The organism is Streptomyces sp. BR1, assembly GCF_052373795.1.
Taxonomy (GTDB): domain Bacteria; phylum Actinomycetota; class Actinomycetes; order Streptomycetales; family Streptomycetaceae; genus Streptomyces.
Genome location: NZ_CM126252.1, coordinates 2,726,044 through 2,742,175 on the forward strand (window position 1 = coordinate 2,726,044; position 16,132 = coordinate 2,742,175).

General features: G+C 70.2%; 15 protein-coding genes and 1 riboswitch. Of the genes, 7 read left to right on the forward strand and 8 right to left on the reverse strand.

Annotated elements, in window-relative coordinates; genetic code table 11:
- Window positions 1-184 precede the first annotated feature (184 nt).
- Window positions 185-1,531, forward strand: a complete 1,347-nt coding sequence (locus ACT1U9_RS11575) for a D-alanyl-D-alanine carboxypeptidase family protein (protein ID WP_444538252.1) — start codon at window positions 185-187, stop codon at window positions 1,529-1,531.
- Here the strand turns inward: ACT1U9_RS11575 and ACT1U9_RS11580 are convergent.
- Genes ACT1U9_RS11580 through ACT1U9_RS11595 form a run of 4 tightly spaced genes read right to left on the reverse strand, consistent with a single transcriptional unit; the run spans window position 1,485 to window position 4,307 of the window.
- Window positions 1,485-2,447, reverse strand: a complete 963-nt coding sequence (locus tag ACT1U9_RS11580) for a YihY/virulence factor BrkB family protein (RefSeq protein WP_444538253.1) — start codon at window positions 2,445-2,447, stop codon at window positions 1,485-1,487. The two genes, ACT1U9_RS11575 and ACT1U9_RS11580, sit on opposite strands and share 47 nt — an antisense overlap.
- Window positions 2,435-2,866 (reverse strand): GtrA family protein, encoded by a 432-nt coding sequence (locus ACT1U9_RS11585; protein ID WP_444538254.1) that lies wholly within the window; start codon window positions 2,864-2,866, stop codon window positions 2,435-2,437. The genes ACT1U9_RS11580 and ACT1U9_RS11585 overlap by 13 nt, the downstream gene beginning before the upstream one ends.
- On the reverse strand, window positions 2,863-3,795 hold the full coding sequence (locus tag ACT1U9_RS11590; RefSeq protein WP_444538255.1) for a decaprenyl-phosphate phosphoribosyltransferase: 933 nt from the start codon (window positions 3,793-3,795) through the stop codon (window positions 2,863-2,865). Before ACT1U9_RS11590 ends, ACT1U9_RS11585 begins: the two co-directional genes overlap by 4 nt.
- Entirely contained in the window at window positions 3,792-4,307 is a 516-nt protein-coding gene (locus ACT1U9_RS11595; protein WP_444538256.1) for a phosphatase PAP2 family protein, read from the reverse strand. The genes ACT1U9_RS11590 and ACT1U9_RS11595 overlap by 4 nt, the downstream gene beginning before the upstream one ends.
- Before the next feature lie 198 nt (window positions 4,308-4,505).
- Here ACT1U9_RS11595 and ACT1U9_RS11600 point away from each other — a divergent pair, with 198 nt between their 5' ends.
- Both ACT1U9_RS11600 and ACT1U9_RS11605 read left to right on the forward strand, forming a co-directional pair.
- On the forward strand, window positions 4,506-5,858 hold the full coding sequence (locus tag ACT1U9_RS11600) for an FAD-binding protein (RefSeq protein WP_444538257.1): 1,353 nt from the start codon (window positions 4,506-4,508) through the stop codon (window positions 5,856-5,858).
- A 125-nt stretch (window positions 5,859-5,983) separates the two neighbouring features.
- On the forward strand, window positions 5,984-6,739 hold the full coding sequence (locus tag ACT1U9_RS11605) for a decaprenylphospho-beta-D-erythro-pentofuranosid-2-ulose 2-reductase (protein ID WP_444538258.1): 756 nt from the start codon (window positions 5,984-5,986) through the stop codon (window positions 6,737-6,739).
- On the opposite strand, the gene ACT1U9_RS11610 is transcribed toward ACT1U9_RS11605, so the two are convergent.
- The 3 genes from ACT1U9_RS11610 to glyA form a co-directional block, all read right to left on the reverse strand.
- Window positions 6,736-7,311: a 2'-5' RNA ligase family protein gene (locus ACT1U9_RS11610; protein WP_444538259.1), complete on the reverse strand. Its 576-nt coding sequence runs from the start codon at window positions 7,309-7,311 to the stop codon at window positions 6,736-6,738. The genes ACT1U9_RS11605 and ACT1U9_RS11610 overlap by 4 nt on opposite strands.
- A gap of 95 nt (window positions 7,312-7,406) precedes the next feature.
- Entirely contained in the window at window positions 7,407-8,420 is a 1,014-nt protein-coding gene (gene trpS / locus ACT1U9_RS11615) for a tryptophan--tRNA ligase (protein WP_444538260.1), read from the reverse strand.
- Between the two features lie 166 nt (window positions 8,421-8,586).
- Entirely contained in the window at window positions 8,587-9,858 is a 1,272-nt protein-coding gene (gene glyA / locus ACT1U9_RS11620; RefSeq protein WP_444538261.1) for a serine hydroxymethyltransferase, read from the reverse strand.
- Between the two features lie 27 nt (window positions 9,859-9,885).
- Window positions 9,886-9,975: riboswitch (ZMP/ZTP riboswitch) on the reverse strand.
- Between the two features lie 141 nt (window positions 9,976-10,116).
- Between glyA and rocD the strand changes: the two genes are divergently transcribed.
- The 4 genes from rocD to ACT1U9_RS11640 all read left to right on the forward strand — a co-directional run bounded on the left by rocD (window position 10,117) and on the right by ACT1U9_RS11640 (window position 14,367).
- Entirely contained in the window at window positions 10,117-11,325 is a 1,209-nt protein-coding gene (gene rocD / locus ACT1U9_RS11625; RefSeq protein ID WP_444538262.1) for an ornithine--oxo-acid transaminase, read from the forward strand.
- A 432-nt stretch (window positions 11,326-11,757) separates the two neighbouring features.
- Window positions 11,758-12,426, forward strand: a complete 669-nt coding sequence (locus tag ACT1U9_RS11630) for a polysaccharide deacetylase family protein (protein ID WP_444538263.1) — start codon at window positions 11,758-11,760, stop codon at window positions 12,424-12,426.
- A 127-nt stretch (window positions 12,427-12,553) separates the two neighbouring features.
- The gene (locus tag ACT1U9_RS11635; RefSeq protein ID WP_444539075.1) at window positions 12,554-13,411 is read left to right on the forward strand and encodes a hypothetical protein; all 858 of its coding nucleotides are present in this window, start codon (window positions 12,554-12,556) and stop codon (window positions 13,409-13,411) included.
- 125 nt (window positions 13,412-13,536) lie between these two features.
- On the forward strand, window positions 13,537-14,367 hold the full coding sequence (locus ACT1U9_RS11640) for an alpha/beta hydrolase (RefSeq protein ID WP_444538264.1): 831 nt from the start codon (window positions 13,537-13,539) through the stop codon (window positions 14,365-14,367).
- On the opposite strand, the gene ACT1U9_RS11645 is transcribed toward ACT1U9_RS11640, so the two are convergent.
- Window positions 14,364-15,848, reverse strand: coding sequence for an XRE family transcriptional regulator (locus ACT1U9_RS11645; protein ID WP_444538265.1), 1,485 nt, complete (start codon window positions 15,846-15,848; stop codon window positions 14,364-14,366). The two genes, ACT1U9_RS11640 and ACT1U9_RS11645, sit on opposite strands and share 4 nt — an antisense overlap.
- Window positions 15,849-16,132 lie beyond the last annotated feature (284 nt).

Sequence of the window (16,132 nt, forward strand, 5' to 3'; positions counted from 1 at the left end):
ATCGCCCGGGCGCCCGGGGGGTTCGCCCGGGGGTCCGGCCCGCGGCGCAGCCGCTACGGAACACAGCGGCCCCCGGGAAGACACAGCCGACTCGGGGGCCGGGCACCCCCGGGCGGGTGGGAGCTCCCGGCGGGTCCCCCCGCCGGTGTCGGGATCGCCGGGCCGGGCCTGTACGTTCTCGTCCGTGTCTGCTGTGAACAAGCCCGCGAGAATCGCACTGGCGGCGGCCGCCGCCGCGCTGCTGCCCGCGCTCGCCGCCGCGCCCGCCGCGGCCGTGCCGTACGACGTCAAGCCGGGCACGCCGGGCCCCTCCCCCAGCCTGTCGGCCTCGCCGGGCCCGTCGGCCTCCCCGGGCAAGCCCGGCACCGACGCGAAGCCCGGCCGGACCCGCAAGGACCCCGACCCGCCGCCGGCCTCGATGTCGACGGTCGGCGGCGCGCTGCTCGCCCAGCCGGGCACCCAGGCCAAGCTCGGTCCGGGGGCGCCGGTGCTGCCGATGGATCTGACGGGCCGTTCGTGGATCGTCGCGGACGCCAAGAGCGGCGAGGTGCTCGCCTCGCACAACGCGCACTGGCGGCTGCCCCCCGCCTCCACCCTGAAGATGCTCTTCGCGGACACCGTGCTGCCGAGCCTGCCCAAGACCGAGGTGCGCAAGGTCACCCAGGCCGATCTGGAGGGCGTCGGCGAGGGCAGCAGCCTGGTCGGGGTCAAGGAGAACGAGTCGTACACCGTGCACGACCTGTGGCTCGGCGTCTTCCTGCGCTCGGGCAACGACGCCGTGCACGTGCTCTCCTCGATGAACGGCGGTGTCCCCAAGACCGTCCAGGACATGCAGGCGCACGCCGACGACCTCCAGGCGCTCGACACCCATGTGATCTCGCCGGACGGCTATGACGCGCCGGGCCAGGTCTCCAGCGCGTACGACCTGACGCTGTTCGCCCGCTCGGGGCTGCAGAAGAAGGACTTCCGCGAGTACTGCTCCACCGCCACCGCTAAGTTCCCCGGCGGCGAGGGCAAGAACAACGAGCGCGACTACTTCGACATCCAGAACACCAACCGGCTGCTCACCGGCGACTACGGCATCAGCCCGTACAAGGGCATCGCGGGCGTCAAGAACGGCAACACCACCAACGCGGGCGCGACCTTCACCGGGGTCGCCGAGCGCGACGGCCGGGTGCTGCTGGTCACCGTGATGAACCCCGACTCCGGCGAGAGCCAGGCCGTCTACAAGGAGGCCGCCCGCCTGCTCGACTGGGGCTTCGCGGCGGCCGGCAAGGTCACCCCGGTCGGCGAACTGGTCGCGCCCAAGTCGGCCCTGCCCAGCGGCACCCCGCCCGGCTCCCGGCCCAGCCGGGCGGGCGGTGCGCAGGACCCCGCGAAGGCATCCGTCGCCGCCCGCAAGGAGCCCGGCTCCGGCGGCGTCGGGACGGCGCTCGCGATCGCGGGCGGCGCGCTGGTGGTGGTCGCGGGCGGGCTGTTCCTGCTCAACCGCCGCTGGCCGCTCCCGGAGCTGGTCCGCCGGAAGAAGTGATCTTCGGGGTGCGGGGCCCGTCGGATTCCTCCGGGCCGGGCTCCGCCGCCCCGGCCGCCTCGTCCGTCTTCGACGGGGTGGCCGTCCAGGCCGCGCAGAACAGCAGCAGTTTCGCGGTGAAGTTGATCCACAGCAGCAGCGCGATGGGCACCCCGAAGGCGCCGTACATGCTCTTGCCCGCGACGCCCTGCATATAGCCGCCGAGCAGCAGTTTCAGGAGCTCGAACCCCACCGCGCCGATCAGCGAGGCCACCATCAGTCTGCGGCGCGGCGGGGACACCCCGGGCAGCAGCGTCAGTACGTACAGCAGGACCAGGAAGTCGGCGGCGACCGCGATCGCGATGGCGGCGATGCGCAGCAGGACCCGGCCCGCGCCGTTCTCGTCGATGCCGAGGTGATTCGCGGTCCAGCCGACGGCCGTCGAGCCGACGGAGGAGGCCAGGAACGAGGCGAGGCCCGCGCCGCCGAGGCCGAGCAGGATCCCGCCGTCCTTGAGGGTGCGCAGGAACGGGTTCTCGCCCTCGTCGTCGTCCCGCTCCCACACCGCCCGCAGACAGCCCCGCATCGAGCCGATCCAGCCGATGCCGGTGAACAGCAGCAGCGCTCCGGCGACGACCCCGACGGTGCCCGCGTTACGGGTGAGGTCCTGGAGGTTGAGCTGGTCGGAGATGCCGGGGACCTGGTCGGCGAGGGTGTTCTGGAGTTTCTGCACCCGGCCCGGGGTCAGCACGGCGGCGGCGACGGCCGCGCTCACGGTGAGCAGCGGGAAGAGCGCCAGGAAGCTGATGAAGGTGATCGCGGCGGCGAGCCGGGACCATTTCACCCGGTCGAGCCGCTCGTACGAACGCCAGACGTGCGTCCGCGTGAAACGTGCCACCAGCGGCCCGATGACGGGAAGATTCTTCAGCCAGTCCATGACGTCCGAGTACCCCTCTCGACCCCGAAGACAAGCGTCCTGGTGCCCCAAAACCGCAGGCAGGTGGCGAGGGCCATGCCGAAGACGGCCCCTGAGAGCGTGTCGGCGCGCGGCGAGGTGAGGCCGAGGCCGTAGTGCGTGACGCCGAGGCAGAGCAGTTGCACGAGCGCGCCCGCGATGTTCACGGCGAAGAAGACGGCATACTCGCGCCGCCCGGCCCGGCTGCCCCGGTAGGTACCGAAGGCGTTCCCTGCGTACGCGACGGTGCAACCCACCACGAACGAGAGGGACTTGGCGGCGATCGGGTCCCAGCCGAGGCCCGAGCGCAGCCAGACGAAGAGGCCCAGGTCGGCGGCGTACGCGCAGATCCCGGCGAGCGCGAAGCCGACGAGCTCGGCGCGCCGCACCCTGGGCCTCACAGGTCCGCCACCGCGAGCCCGTAGAGCGCGACCCAGACCAGGCCGATGACGGCGAGCGCCCGGTCGTGCAGGATCACGTCCTCGGGGGCGCCGGCCGTGCCCCGGTCGGCGAACACCGCGTACCGCAGGATCCCGCCGATGAACGGGACCATCGACAACTGCCGCCACGGCAGCAGCGAGCCGCCCGCCATGCCGCCGGCCTCCAGCGCCCACATGCAGTACGCGAGGACCGCGACCCCGGCCGCGAGCTGCCAGACGAACCGCAGATAGCCGGTGGTGTACGCGTCGAGCAGCGCGCGGGTGGCGCCGCCGTGGCCCTCCATCTGGACGGCTTCCGAGTACCGCTTGGCCGCCACCATGAACAGTGCGCCGAACCCGGCGGTGATCAGGAACCAGCGCGAGAGCGGGATGGCGAGCGCGACCCCGCCGACCATCGCCCGCATCAGGAACCCGGCGGTGACGACCACGAGGTCGACGACGAGGACGTGCTTGAGCTTCACGCAGTAGGCGAGCTGCATCACCACGTATCCGGTGAGCAGGGTCGCCGTCATGGGGTTGCAGGTGAGGGCCGCGGCGAGCGGGGCGAGGACCGCGAGAACGGCGCCGACCGCGTACGCGAGGGGCACCGGCACCTGTCCGGTCGCCACCGGGCGGTGGCACTTCTGCGGATGCGCGCGGTCGGCGGCCGCGTCGCGCGCGTCGTTGACGAGGTAGACGGCGGACGCTGCGGCTGTGAACAGCACGAAGACGACGGCGAGTTGGCGCAGGGTGTGGCGGGAGTCCAGTTGTCCGGCGGCGGCGGGCGCGGCGGCGACCAGCACGTTCTTGATCCACTGGCGGGGCCGCGCGGTCTTCAGCAGCCCGGCGGGCAGCGCGAGCGCGCGCCGCGCGGGCCGCTCGTCCAGGGCTACGAGCCCGGGCCGGTTCACGAGCCCGCCCCGATCCATCTGGCGCCGAGGCGGGCCGTCGCGCCGCCGAGGAGGGCGCCGACCAGCACGTCCGAGGGGTAGTGGACGCCGACGACCAGCCGGGACACACACATCGCGGCCGCGAGCGGCGGCGCGAGCCGGGCCCCGGCGGGCCGCAGTCCGCCGTACGCCACGGCCGCCGCTGCCGCCGAGGTGGCGTGCGAGCTGGGGAACGAGTGCCGCCCGGCCGTGCGTACCAGCGGGTCCCGGGCGGGCAGCCGGGGCCGGGGCCGCCGCACCACCCGCTTGACCCCCATGCTGGTCAGATGCGCGGCCGCGACCAGCGCCGTACCGCGCAGCCAGTCGCCGCGCCGGTCCCGGTCGACGGCGGCGGCAACGACCCCGGCCGCGAGCCACACCGCGCCGTGCTCCCCGGCCAGCGAGAGCGCGCGGGCGACGGCGGCCACGCGTGGGTCCGTCCCGCAGTCGCGCAGCGCCGACAGGAGCCGGCGGTCCGCGTCGGTGTACCGCATCTGCCACCCCGCTTCCGTAAGACAGCCCGCCGACCGGCCGTAGGGCACCGCGTCGGCCGTACGCGACTCTCCCGGGCCACGGCGCCGGATCCGCGTCAATGCGGCTTGACACTCACTCAATCACCCATTTCGGTGAGTATCTGAATGAATAGGACATAACACCAAGGAAAACAATCAACCGGCGCTACGGTCGGCCCCATGTCTGGCACCCCCCTGACCCCCGTGACCGGCTGGGGCCGCACCGCGCCGACGGCGGCGCGGCTGCTCGCGCCGCGTACGTACGAGGAAGCGGTGGCGGCGGTCCGCGCCTGCGGGCCGCGCGGGAGCATCGCGCGGGGACTTGGCCGGGCGTACGGCGACGCGGCGCAGAACGCGGGCGGCGCCGTCCTGGACATGACCGGCCTCGACCGTGTCCGCAGCATCGACGCCGAGGCGGGCGTGGTGGTCTGCGAGGCGGGGGTCAGCCTGCACCGCCTGATGGAAGTCCTGCTGCCGCTGGGCTGGTTCGTGCCGGTGACACCCGGGACCCGTTACGTGACCGTCGGCGGCGCGATCGGCGCGGACATCCACGGCAAGAACCACCACGGCTCGGGCTCCTTCACCCGCCATGTCCGCGCGCTCGACCTGCTGACGGCGGACGGCACCGTACACACCCTCACGCCCGACGGCGAACTGTTCGACGCGACGGCGGGCGGGATGGGCCTGACCGGCGTGATCCTGTCGGCGACGATCCGACTCCACCGCGTCGAGACGTCCTTGATGTCTGTCGACACCGAACGGGCGGCCGATCTCGACGACTTGATGTCCCGGCTCACGGCGACGGACCACCGCTACCGCTACTCGGTGGCCTGGATCGACCTGCTCGCCCGTGGCGCCCGCACCGGCCGGGCGGTGCTGACCCGGGGCGATCACGCCCCCCTGGACGCCTTGGACGCCCGCACCCGCCGCACCCCGCTCCACTTCCGCCCGGGCCAACTCCCGCCCGCACCGCGGTACTTCCCGGCCGGACTGCTGAACCGCGCCTCGGTGACGGCGTTCAACGAGCTCTGGTACCGCCGAGCCCCCAAGCACCGCACCGGCGAACTCCAGCGCATCCCCACGTTCTTCCACCCCCTCGACGGCGTCCCGCACTGGAACCGCATCTACGGCCGGGGCGGCTTCGTGCAGTACCAGTTCGTCGTCGGATACGGGCAGGAGGAGGCGCTGCGCCGGATCGTGCGCCGCATCTCCCGGCGCGGCTGCCCGTCCTTCCTCGCCGTCCTCAAGCGCTTCGGCGAGGCCGACCCCGGCTGGCTCTCCTTCCCGCTCCCCGGCTGGACCCTGGCCCTGGACATCCCGACGGGCCTGCCGGGCCTCGCCGACTTCCTGGACGAGCTGGACGAGGAGGTCGCGGGCGCGGGCGGCCGGGTGTACCTGGCGAAGGACGCGCGGGTGCGGCCCCGGACGCTGGCGGCGATGTACCCGAGGCTGGCGGAGTTCCGGGAGCTGCGGGCGCGGCTCGACCCGGCCGGGGTCTTCACCTCGGACCTGTCCAGACGGCTGGACCTGTGACCGACCCCGTGGAGGTGCGGCGCACGGCGCGCCCCAAAGGGGCGCGGGGAACTGCGCGAGCGGCCACGCACGGTCCGCACGCGGACAGCCACAACCACGCACCCGTACAAGGGAGTTGAACGTACATGAAGGACGCCTTCGGTACCCCCCAGTCCCTGCTGATCCTCGGCGGTACGTCCGAGATCGGCCTGGCCACGGCCCGCCGCCTGGTAGCACGCCGCACCCGCATGGTCTGGCTGGCCGGGCGCCCCTCCCCCGCGCTCGACTCAGCGGCAGCGGAGCTGCGCGAGCTCGGGGCGGATGTGCGCACGGTCGCGTTCGACGCGCTGGACGCGGCCTCCCACGAGTCGGCCCTGTCCAGGGTCTTCGCCGAGGGCGACATCGACATGGTGCTGCTGGCGTTCGGGATCCTGGGCGACCAGGTCCGCGACGAGAGCGCGCCGCTCGCGGCCGTGCGGGTCGCCCAGACGAATTACACGGGTGCGGTCTCGGCGGCCCTGATCTGCGCGAAAGCCGTGCAGTCCCAGGGCCACGGCTCGCTGGTGATCCTGTCCTCGGTGGCCGGTGAGCGCGCCCGCCGGGCCAACTTCATCTACGGCTCCAGCAAGGCGGGCCTGGACGCCTTCGCGCAGGGGTTGGGCGACGCGCTGCACGGCTCGGGGGTGCACGTCATGGTCGTCCGCCCGGGCTTCGTCCGGACGAAGATGACGGCCGGGCTCCCGGAGGCCCCGCTGGCGACCACGCCGGAGGCGGTCGCGCAGGCCATCGAGTCGGGGCTGCGCCGCCGGGCGGAGGTGGTGTGGGTGCCGGGGACGCTACGGGTGGTGATGTCGGCGCTACGGCATGTACCGCGCCCGATCTTCCGGCGCCTGCCGGTCTAGGCGCGTACGGACGGCTCGTCGCGCGAGGTGCCCTGGGCGGGGACCCCGCTGAGGCCGAACCCGTACTCGTACAGCTTGCGCCACACGCCGTCCGCGCCCTGCTCGTACAGCGCGAAGCCGCCGCAGGTCCACTCCGCCTCGAAGGCGGCCAGCTCCTCGTACGCCCGGTCCATCCCCTCCTCGGGGATGGCGTGGGCGACGGTCACATGCGGGTGGTACGGGAAGTGCAGCTCGCGCACGAGCGGGCCCGCCTCGTCGCGGACCCGCTGCTGGAGCCGGGCGCAGTCCGGCCCGCCCTCGACGACCTGCACGAACACGACCGGCGAGAGCGGCCGGAACGTCCCGGTCCCCGAGAGCCGCATCGGGAAGGCGCGCCCGGCCGCCGCGACCTCGGCGAGATGCGCCCGGATCCCGGGCAGCCGGGCCGCGTCGACCTCGGTGGGCGGGAGGAGGGTGACGTGGGTGGGAATGCCGTGCGCGGCGGGATCCCCGAAGCCCGCGCGCCGCTCCTGGAGCAGGCTGCCGTACGGCTCCGGGACCGCGATCGAAACGCCGAGCGTTACGGTCCCCACGTCGTTCTCCTCCATCGTTGTCCGGGTACGTCTGTGTGCGTCAGTGTGCAGTGTGGCGGTCGCGCCGCCGTTCTGCCAGAGCCGTCAGGGCGTCTTCAGTGCTTCGCGGGCAGGAACCCGACCCTGTCGTACGCCGTCGCCAGCGTCTCGGCGGCCACCGCACGGGCCTTCTCGGCACCCTTGGCCAGGACGGCGTCCAGCGTCCGGGGGTCGTCCAGATATTCCTGCGTACGGGTCCTGAACGGGGTGACGAAGTCCACCATCACCTCGGCGAGGTCCGTCTTCAGCGCCCCGTACATCTTGCCCTCGTACTCCGTCTCCAGCTCGGCGATCGTCTTGCCGGTGAGTGTGGAGTAGATCGTGAGCAGGTTGGAGACGCCCGGCTTGTTCACGGCGTCGTACTTGATCACGGTGTCGGTGTCGGTGACGGCGCTCTTGACCTTCTTGGCGGTCGCCTTCGGCTCGTCGAGCAGGTTGATGAGGCCCTTCGGCGTCGACGCCGACTTGCTCATCTTGATCGACGGGTCCTGGAGGTCGTAGATCTTCGCCGTCTCCTTGAGGATGTACGGCGCCGGGATCCTGAACGTGTCGCCGAACCGGCCGTTGAAGCGCTCGGCGAGGTCGCGGGTGAGCTCGACGTGCTGGCGCTGGTCCTCGCCGACCGGGACCTCGTTGGCCTGGTAGAGCAGGATGTCCGCGACCTGGAGGATCGGGTAGGTGAACAGGCCCACGGTGGCGCGGTCGGCGCCCTGCTTCGCCGACTTGTCCTTGAACTGCGTCATCCGGGACGCCTCGCCGAAGCCGGCCAGGCAGTTCATGACCCAGGCGAGCTGGGCGTGCTCGGGCACATGGCTCTGCACGAAGAGCGTGCACCGGTCCGGGTCGAGCCCGGCGGCGAGCAGCTGGGCGGCGGCGAGCCGGGTGTTGGCGCGCAGCTCCTTCGGATCCTGCGGAACCGTGATCGCGTGCAGGTCCACGACCATGTAGAAGGCGTCGTGGGACTCCTGGAGAGCCACCCACTGACGGACCGCACCGAGGTAGTTGCCGAGGTGGAACGAGCCTGCGGTGGGCTGGATTCCGGAGAGCACACGAGGACGATCAATGGCCATGTTCATCATTCTCTCAGGTGGCGCCGACAGCTCGGAAACCGTTGCCGGTACGAACCCGGACGCGGGGGCCGGTAGGAATCCACGACCAGCCCGTACGCGCTCGATGAGATGAGGAACACAGTCGCGAGGCGCCGGTGTACGAACCGGCACCTCGCAGTCGTCGGGGCTAGTCCGTCGGCAGGCCCGGCGCCGGGTACGCGGCCATCAGCTCGGCGACCTCGGTGCGGATGACGGCGAGCGCGTCCTCGTCGCCGGCGCGGGCCGCGGTGACACCCCGGTCGATCCACCCGGCCACGGCCGCCATGTGCTCGGTGCCCAGGCCCCGGGAGGTCAGGGACGGGGTGCCGATGCGGATGCCCGAGGGGTCGAACGGCTTCCTCGGGTCGTACGGGACGGTGTTGTAGTTGACCACGATCCCGGCCCGGTCCAGGGCCTTCGCGGCGACCTTGCCCGGGACGTCCTTGGGGGTGAGGTCCATCAGGATCAGGTGGTTGTCGGTGCCGCCGGAGACCAGGTCGAAGCCGCGCGCGAGCAGCTGCTCGGCGAGCTCCTTGGCGTTGGCGACGACGGCCGCCGCGTAGTCGCGGAACGAGGGCTGGGCCGCCTCGTGCAGGGCGACGGCGATCGCGGCGGTGGTCTGGTTGTGCGGGCCGCCCTGGAGGCCCGGGAAGACCGCCTTGTCGATGGCCTTGGCGTGCTGCTCGCGGGACATCAGCATGGCGCCGCGCGGGCCGCGCAGGGTCTTGTGGGTGGTCGTGGAGATCACGTCGGCGTGCGGCACCGGGGACGGGTGCGCGCCGCCCGCGATCAGGCCCGCGATGTGCGCGACATCGGCGACCAGGACGGCGCCGGACTCGCGGGCGATCTCTGCGAAGGCCGCGAAGTCGATGGTGCGCGGCAGGGCGGTGCCGCCACAGAAGATGATCTTCGGCCGCTCCTTGAGGGCGAGCTCGCGCACCTCGTCGAAGTCGATGAGCCCACTGTCGTGGCGTACGCCGTACTGGACGCCCCGGAACCACTTGCCGGTGGCCGAGACGCCCCAGCCGTGGGTGAGGTGGCCGCCCATCGGCAGGGCCATTCCCATCACGGTGTCGCCGGGCTCGGCGAAGGCGAGGTAGACGGCGAGGTTGGCCGGGGAGCCGGAGTAGGGCTGGACGTTGGCGTGCTCGACGCCGAACAGCGCCTTGGCCCGCTCCACGGCCAGGGTCTCGACCAGGTCGATGTTCTGCTGGCCCTCGTAGTAGCGGCGGCCCGAGTAGCCCTCGCTGTACTTGTTCTGCAGCACCGTGCCCGAGGCTTCGAGCACCGCCTGCGACACGTAGTTCTCGCTGGGGATCAGCCGCAGGGTGTCCGACTGCAACCGCTCCTCGGCGCCGACGAGCGCGGCGAGTTCGGGGTCGGTGGCCGAAAGGGCCGGGTGGGAAAGGGGCAGGCTCATGGCGTCCTCCGGGGTCCGTTCAATGGTCCCGGGTGCCCAGGCGGGCGGCACCTCGTGCGCTGGCGGCGCACGGCTTCCCCGGGGTCGCTTCCCCGCTCGCCAGTCGCCGTACGCACCTTCCACACTAGCGGGCACGTCACGATTGGAGGTTTCTTCGTCCAGCATCCGAGCGACGATAGAAAACGACGATAGAAAAGGGGACCACCTCAGAAAAGGTGCCCACCCCTGCCCCACGCCGCACGATGAAACGGAGACCCCGTGTCTACTACATCGGACGCCATCCGCTCTGCCGAGGCTCACAGTGCGCACAACTACCATCCGTTGCCTGTCGTCGTCGCCTCGGCCGAAGGCGCGTGGATGACCGATGTCGAGGGCCGGCGGTTTCTCGACATGCTCGCCGGATACTCGGCGCTCAACTTCGGCCACGGCAACCGCCGCCTCATCGACGCCGCCAAGGCCCAGCTCGACAGAGTCACGCTGACCTCGCGGGCGTTCCACCACGACCGGTTCGCGGAGTTCTGCACGGAGCTCGCCGCGCTGTGCGGCAAGGACATGGTGCTGCCCATGAACACGGGCGCCGAGGCGGTGGAGACGGCCGTCAAGACCGCCCGCAAGTGGGGCTACCGCGTCAAGGGCGTGCCCGACGGGATGGCGAAGATCGTGGTCGCCGCGAACAACTTCCACGGCCGTACGACGACGATCGTCAGCTTCTCGACGGACCCGGAGGCGCGCGCGGACTACGGCCCGTACACGCCGGGCTTCGAGATCGTCCCGTACGGCGATCTGACCGCGCTGTCGGCGGCGGTCACCGAGAACACGGTGGCGGTGCTGCTTGAGCCGATCCAGGGCGAGGCGGGTGTGCTGGTACCGCCGCCCGGATATCTGCCGGGCGTACGGGAGTTGACCCGCGACCGGAACGTCCTGTTCATCGCGGACGAGATCCAGTCGGGCCTCGGCCGGACCGGGAAGACGTTCGCGTGCGAGCACGAGGACGTGGTGCCGGACCTGTACGTCCTCGGCAAGGCGCTCGGCGGCGGGGTCGTGCCGGTGTCGGCCGTGGTGGGTTCGTCGGACGTGCTCGGCGTGTTCCGCCCCGGCGAGCACGGGTCCACGTTCGGCGGGAACCCGCTGGCGTGCGCGGTCGCCTTGGAGGTCATCGCGATGCTCCGGACCGGCGAGTACCAGCAGCGCGCGACCGAGCTCGGCGAGCATCTGCACCACGAACTCGGTCTGCTGGCGCACACCGGTGCGGTGGAGGCGGTTCGGGGGCGTGGGCTCTGGGCCGGGGTGGACATCAACCCCGCGTACGGGACCGGACGGCAGATCTCCGAGCGGCTCATGGACCGGGGCGTCCTGGTCAAGGACACCCACGGCTCCACGATCCGGATCGCCCCGCCGCTGGTGATCTCGAAGGAGGACCTGGACTGGGGGCTGGACCAGCTGCGGGCGGTGCTGGCGGAAGCCTAGGCGGGTTGGCCCCACCCCGCCCCTTCCCGGCTGTGACATTTTGCGGCTCCGCCGCGTGGCCTGGGCGGGCGGCCTGGTTCTTTGGCTGCCCGCCGGTGGGGGCTGGTCGCGCCCACGCGGCGGAGCCGCAAATGTCACAGCCCCGCGCCCCTGAATACCCAGGGGCGCGGGGAACTGCGCGAGCAACCCGGCACGATCCGCAGACGAAGCGGGGCGCAGGGGCGCAGCCCCGCGTCACACCCCACCCCAGCGGGGTGCAGGGGCCGCAGGCCCCGCGAAAGGGGTCCGGGGGCCCCGCCCCCGGGAAACCCACCTCCACCCCCACCCACCCCCGGAGGGTTTAGGGATCGGGGCGGGGTGGGGGCCCATCCCCAACGGACTTCTCCCGCACGGGCGTTGACAATCGGCATGGTCCAGACCAATGATGCCGCCATGCCGAGACCCCGCGCCGCGTTCGCCCTGCTCGTATCCCTCCTCGCCGCACTCACCGTCGGCGCCCCCGCGCAGGCCGCGGACTGGCCCGAGCCCGTCCCCGTCGTGTCGCACGTCGACACCGCCGACCCGGTCGTCTTCATCACGATCGACGACGGCTGGACCCACGACCCCGCCGCCCAGAAGCTCCTGCTCGACCGGCAGGTGCCCGCCTCGCTGTTCATCCTGCCGGGGGCCTACGCGTACGACCCCGGTTACTTCCGCACCCTGCTCGACCACACACCCGCGCGGATGGAGAACCACACGATCGACCACCCCGACCTGACCACGCTCGACGCGGCGGGCCAGCACGCGCAGCTGTGCGGGGCACGGGACCGGACGCTCGCGCAGTTCGGCGCCGAGCCGAGGCTCGCGCGGCCGCCGTTCGGCACGTACAACGACACCACCCGCACGACAGCCCGCGCCTGCGGCGCGAAAGCGCTGGTGACCTGGACGTACGACTTCACGACCTGGGGCCAATGGACGCCGCCCACACCGAAGTTGAAGGCCGGTGACATCGTGCTGCTGCACTTCAACGACACCGTCGACGCCGACCTGACGCGGGCGCTCGCCGCCGCCGACGCGGCCGGGCTGCGGCCCGCGCCGCTGCGGGACTACATCCCGGAGTAGCCGGGGGCGCCGCGTCCGGACGTGATCCGGCCACACCGTAGGGTCTGTCCGCTAGATCTGCCCCTGGTCCCCGGCCACGGGCGGGCCGGCGTCCGGCGTCCACTACAGTCCGTTCGTGCTCCTTGGGATGATCTGCGCGCTGGGTTCGGCGGTCTGCTATGGCACCGCGACGGTTCTTCAGGCCGTGGCGGCCCGGGCCGCGGCCGGTCCGGACAACGGGGGCTCCGGGGACTCCGGGGTCGACCCCGCGTTGCTGCTGCGGGCGGTGCGCCAGTGGCGCTACATCGTCGGGCTCGGGCTCGACGGGGTCGGCTTCGTCCTCCAGATCGTCGCGCTGCGGTCGGTGCCGATCTACGCGGTCGGGGCGGCGCTCGCCTCCTCCCTCGCGGTGACGGCGGTGGTCGCGGCCCGCTTGCTCGCGGTACGGCTCTCCGGTACGGAATGGGCCGCCGTCGGGGTCGTCTGTGCGGGCCTCGGGATGCTCGGGCTCGCGTCCGGCTCGGAGGGCCATCGGGACGGGCCCGCCGCGCTGCCGTGGGCGCTGCTCGCGGTCGCAGCGGCGATCCTGATGGCGGGGGCGGTCGGGGGCCGACTGCCCGATCGGGCACGGGCGTTGGTACTCGGTCTGGGCGCGGGGTGCGGCTTCGGAGTGGTGGAGGTGGCGGTCCGCCTGATCGACTCCCTCGACTTCACCAACCCGGCGTTGTACGCGCTGCTGGTGGGCGGGGGTGCGGCGTTCCTGCTGCTGACTTCGGCGCTCCAGCGGGGCTCGGTGACGACGGCGACGGCCGGGATGGTCCTCGGCGAGACGATCGGCCCGGCCCTGGCGGGGGTGGTGTGGCTTGGCGACCACACACGGGACGGGCTGGGGTGGCTGGCGGTAACGGGTTTCGCGGTGGCGGTGGCGGGCGCCCTGGCCCTGGCCCGCTTCGGCGAGGCCCCGGAACCGTCCCCCGCCCCGTCCCTTCCCGAAGTGCCGAGGTAGGGGTTCTGGCGGACAGCTGCCGGTCAGGACAGAAGACTCTTGGTGCCGTCTGCGGGCCATTCCCGACACTTGAGGTGAGCGTCGAACGGGGCGCGCTCGGTTTGCGTCAGTACTAGGCTCGCGCCATGCCTACAGCTGACAGCGTGACACTTCGAACGCTTGATGGTCTGCACCTGGCTGGCACCCTCGTGAGCCCAGATACGCGCACCTCGCGCGGTGTCGTACTTGTGCATGGCGGTGGCGTCACCCGTGAAGAGGGCGGGTTCTTCACGCGATTGGCCGCAGGACTGGCTGATAGCGGTGTGACGTCTCTCCGCTTCGACATGCGAGGCCACGGCGATAGTGAGGGCCGACAAGAAGAGCTGACGCTCGCCACGATCCTCAATGACATTCGTGTGGCCATCGCCTATCTGCGCAACGCCACGGCCGCACAGGAAATTACACTGTTGGGCGCCAGCTTCGGAGGCGGCATCTGCGCGTACTACTCCGCAAGGCGCCCGATGGACCTTTCGCGGCTAGTGCTGTTCAATCCCCAGTTGGACTACAAATGGCGAACCATCGATACGCGTTCCTATTGGGTGGATGATTCGATCAGCGAGGAAGCAGCACAGCAACTCACCGAACACGGATTTATCCAGTTTACACCGACACTACGACACGGACGGCCTCTACTCAATGAGGCGTTCTGGCTGCACCCATATGAAGTGCTCGGCGAGGTGCAGGCCCCGACACTTATCGTGCACGGCACCCGAGACACTTTTGTGCCCATCGACTCGTCGCGGTCCGCTGTACAGAATTTCCACGCCCCGTGTAAACTCATTGAGATTGAAGGGTCACAGCACGGTTTCGCCGTACATGATGATCCAAAATATCTAGACCCTCAGAGCCTGGAATGGCAGGCGTTCGTCATTCACGCCGTAACCGAGTGGCTGAATACAGACCCTTCGCAGGTCTAGGCCGTCTTGAGCATTTCACGGAATTCATGCACCTTGGGGCGACCGCGCCAGCGACTCAACGTTTGCGACACTTCATGCAATACTCGCATGGTGCGTTCGGACTTCATCGCGTGAGCCACCTCTGCCGAGGCGGAACCAATCCGGGCCGCCTCGTCCGGCTCGCCGCTCAGTGCCAAGGCTGCCGAACGCCGGGCATTGAAGAATCCAACGTCACGGCGGGAGAGTGTTCCGGCGGCAATGATTTTTCCGAACAAGTCAGCGGCGAGACTCGGCTTACCTGCCTCGGTGTAGCTCACTGCATTCCGGAGCAACAACGTGTGTTCGTTGAAATAGGCGCCAAGGTCGCTTGGTTCACTGTCAGCAGCGTGGGCCAGTAGTTCATGAGCCGTACTGAGTTTCTGCTCTACCAGCGAGAACGGTTCACCGATCATGGCGCACCCTAGCGCTTCCTGTTGCAGCAACTCCGATTGCACGCGCACCGGGAGTTGCCACCTCTCATGCTGTCCCGCTTGTGCCAGGGTCAAAATGCGCCCAGCATCTCCGTCGTCATACGCCATTTGGGATTTCTTCAGCAGCATATATCCCTGCATGGCAGGGTCGTTGGCTTCTTGCGCCCATTCCATGGCCCGGTCATACCAGAAAACAGCAATGGCGGGTTGCTGGATATCACGGAATAGCCATCCTGCAAACTCCGCACCGTCGGCACCAACCGACAGCAGCTCTCGCCGCGCCCCGGGCTTCACATCGCGGGCTCTCTGCTCAATAGCACCCAACAAACCAAGAACTAGCGGTAGGGTTTTCCACGCACCCAGCGCACCATCATCATTCTTGGCCACTTCGAGCTGTTTGCGGAAATAATCAACCACCGGGCCATCAAGGTAACGGTACGCATCTTCCAGCGCTGCGGCCACGTGCTGGATTTCTTCAAGGTCGACCCCTGCCATGTCGGCAGCGACGGCCCCTCCTTTGAGAAGGGTGCGACGACTAAGTAGGCTCTCAGCCTCGCGTTCCGCAGTCGGGGTGATTCTCCATGCGGAACTACCCTGGGCTGCCAATTGGTTGCGGAGACCAAGAATAGTGGCGGGTGCGTCATGCTGCGACTTCACCCCAAATTCGGTTACAGACCCGACGCTGGTGCAAGCGCTGGTGGTTCCGTCAATGCTTTCCGGGGAACCCTCCCACGACCTTCTCGGCAGACCCATCATTTCCCCGGGAATGCCGAATCCGTCAGCCACGCGTTCGATGACCTCGCGTCCCCGGATACCACGGACACCTCGAATGATGTCGCTGACGCGTGAGCTGGTCATCTTGCCGATGGCTGCCGCCATGGCCGCATGGCTTGAGCCGGTGCGCCGGTTCACGAGTCGGAAGATCTCTTGGAAGTCCCTTGCGACGCAGGCTTGTTGCATGGCTTCACTCTGTAGAAGCGCGTCGGGGATCGTCAGCGGATAACCGCTGCGCTGGGTCTCGCGTTCGTCCATGGACGCCACCTGGGAGGGACGGGAGTTGATTTTCTTCCAGAGTAGTCCCGGGCCGTGAGCGGGGTTCCCCGAACGCCTCGGAACGGGGTTCCCCAAAGTGTCTTGCGGGGTTCCCCGTTCGCTGTTCCCTGATGCGTCCTGTCGGACTGAAGCTCTTCAGACGGCACTTCTCGCGTACCGGACAGCACGTACCCCCGCGACGCTGCGAACGTCCGGGGGCGTGGCCACCAACCGCATGGAGGTTGACGACAGTGCTCAAAGCTACAACCAGGCTCTTCCCCCTG

Coding starts and splice junctions, on each gene's coding strand:
- ACT1U9_RS11600 (WP_444538257.1), top strand. CDS start 4,506: ATGTCTGGCACCCCCCTGACCCCCGTGACCGGCTGGGGCCGCACCGCG.
- ACT1U9_RS11595 (WP_444538256.1), bottom strand. CDS start 4,307: ATGCGGTACACCGACGCGGACCGCCGGCTCCTGTCGGCGCTGCGCGAC.
- trpS (WP_444538260.1), bottom strand. CDS start 8,420: ATGGCCATTGATCGTCCTCGTGTGCTCTCCGGAATCCAGCCCACCGCA.
- ACT1U9_RS11640 (WP_444538264.1), top strand. CDS start 13,537: ATGCCTACAGCTGACAGCGTGACACTTCGAACGCTTGATGGTCTGCAC.
- ACT1U9_RS11645 (WP_444538265.1), bottom strand. CDS start 15,848: ATGGACGAACGCGAGACCCAGCGCAGCGGTTATCCGCTGACGATCCCC.
- glyA (WP_444538261.1), bottom strand. CDS start 9,858: ATGAGCCTGCCCCTTTCCCACCCGGCCCTTTCGGCCACCGACCCCGAA.
- ACT1U9_RS11635 (WP_444539075.1), top strand. CDS start 12,554: ATGATCTGCGCGCTGGGTTCGGCGGTCTGCTATGGCACCGCGACGGTT.
- ACT1U9_RS11605 (WP_444538258.1), top strand. CDS start 5,984: ATGAAGGACGCCTTCGGTACCCCCCAGTCCCTGCTGATCCTCGGCGGT.
- ACT1U9_RS11580 (WP_444538253.1), bottom strand. CDS start 2,447: ATGGACTGGCTGAAGAATCTTCCCGTCATCGGGCCGCTGGTGGCACGT.
- ACT1U9_RS11630 (WP_444538263.1), top strand. CDS start 11,758: ATGCCGAGACCCCGCGCCGCGTTCGCCCTGCTCGTATCCCTCCTCGCC.